The 1,879-nt window shown below is 35.0% G+C and carries 2 protein-coding genes and 2 pseudogenes; all 4 read left to right on the plus strand.

The features are described 5' to 3' along the window. Nucleotides 1-89: 89 nt before the first annotated feature. Nucleotides 90-542, plus strand: a pseudogene (locus GSY74_RS01915) (AAA family ATPase); the annotation flags it as partial. Between the two features lie 113 nt (nucleotides 543-655). After that, nucleotides 656-952 (plus strand): type II toxin-antitoxin system MqsR family toxin, encoded by a 297-nt coding sequence (locus tag GSY74_RS01920; protein ID WP_164663430.1) that lies wholly within the window; start codon nucleotides 656-658, stop codon nucleotides 950-952. Then, a complete protein-coding gene (locus tag GSY74_RS01925) occupies nucleotides 952-1,386 on the plus strand; it encodes a type II toxin-antitoxin system MqsA family antitoxin (RefSeq protein WP_164663431.1) in 435 nt (144 codons plus the stop codon). Before GSY74_RS01920 ends, GSY74_RS01925 begins: the two co-directional genes overlap by 1 nt. Nucleotide 1,387: 1 nt before the next feature. Further along, a pseudogene (locus GSY74_RS01930) lies at nucleotides 1,388-1,879 on the plus strand (ribonuclease); the annotation flags it as partial.

The following is a 1,879-nucleotide window of genomic DNA, read 5'->3' on the forward strand; positions in this document are numbered from 1 at the left end:
TTTCGGATGATGAGTGGAGAGAGATTACTGACTTTGCTGGGGTTGGGGAGTAATTTGGGGTTTTTCCGTAGTTTTCAGTACAATATAAAAATATTAGTACAGGAACAAAAAATCTTCTTTGGACTTTTATACTTCTTAAAACTCATAACCCAAAAGACAGCATTATCTTAATAGACGAACCAGAAAACTCATTTTATCCTGATATTCAAAGAGAACTAACAGACCTATATATGAATGTGGGAGAGAACAATCAGCTTATAATGGCTACACACTCTCCACTTATCGCTTCTAGTTTTGAGCCTTGGGAAGTGGTGGAACTAAAATTTGATGAGAACAATCAGATTTATAGAGAGCTTTATTATGAGGGAGAGAATCATATAGATAATTACTTTTTGAACCCTCAACTTTTGACTTGGACAAATATTTTAACACAGATTTTTGATTTGAAAGAGAAGTCAAATTCAGATGTTAGAAAAGATAAACTTATAGAGTATGCTACTCTAAAAGCCCAAATCAAAGTCATTGATAATCAAGATGAGTAAATAATAAATTAATTTAGGAGAGATATATGAAAGAGAGGCGATAAGGTAGTGCTTCTCTAAGGTTTGACAAAATTAACCTTTTTGGTTAAAATTATAGAGATAAAGGATTTTATTTGGAAAAGAGAGTTGCTCACTATAGCTTAGAGTCTATTAAAAAACTAATAGTAGAAGATAACTATATAGTCACACTATCAGCAAGACAGAGCTACACAGAACTAGGTCTCTCTGATGATGAGATTTTGAAAATTATAGATGGACTAAAAACTTCAAATCTTTATAAGTCCATGACTAGTTATCGTAATCATAAGCTTTGGCATGATGTTTATCACAGTAGCTATAGAGGCATTGAGCTGTATATAAAACTTCAGATTAAAAAAGATGCGATTATTATATCGTTTAAGGAGAGGTAATGAAAGTTTGTCCAATATGTGATGGAGAGATCAAAAGAGAAGAGAGAACCATAGTCTATAGATATAAAGAGCATACGAGAGATATACAGCAAATGGGTGATTATTGTATAGAGTGTCAGGAGGGATTCTTATCTCCAAGAGACCTAAAATTCTCACAAAAAGCTATCTCTGATTTCAAAAGAGAGATGGATAATCTTCTAACTGCGGATGAAGTAAAAGCGATACGAAAGAGATTGAATCTTACACAAGAGAAAGCTTCATCTATCTTTGGTGGTGGAGTAAGAGCTTTTCATAAATATGAGACAGGGGAAAATACCCAAAGTAGACCACTTGATATATTGTTAAAACTTGTAAATAGTGGAAAAGTTACTATAGATGATATACAAAATTTATACTTACAATACACTCTAAATAACTCAAAGGTAGGTATATAATATGTCCCCATTTGCAATCCAACTAACAAACGGCTTCATCGAAAGCGACCTCGAACAAGAGGACAAAAATTCATTCCAAGCTCTACAACAGCTAGGAGCGATAGAGCAGATAGATGGTCTATGGAAGATAAAATCACTCTATCGTGTAGGGCGACTCTATATAGATAAAACGGGTCGTGGTTTTGTTGAAGCTCCGACTAAAGAGCAGAAAGACCTACTTATACAGCCTGATGATATGAGAGGGGCAAACCACGGTGATGTGGTTGTGGTTAAGCGAATTATCGCTAGACGAGGACGAGCATCTGCTAAGGTGCAGATAGTTGTCAAAAAAGCAACTATATTTAATATTGTCTATACCAATACCAATGAGTCAGGGGTATTTGAGATACTCAATATCAAAACAGGGCTACCAACCCATGCCGTGATGGAGGGGATGGATTTGAAGGTCTTTAAGATGGGAACGGTACTAAAGGTAGATGCTGTTACAGAGAAA

Origin of the sequence: Sulfurovum sp. bin170, assembly GCF_010892395.1 — a bacterium.
Lineage (GTDB): Bacteria > Campylobacterota > Campylobacteria > Campylobacterales > Sulfurovaceae > UBA1140.

Excerpts from the sequence above, each read along its gene's own strand:
- GSY74_RS01925 (WP_164663431.1), top strand. The coding sequence starts at position 952 with ATGAAAGTTTGTCCAATATGTGATGGAGAGATCAAAAGAGAAGAGAGA.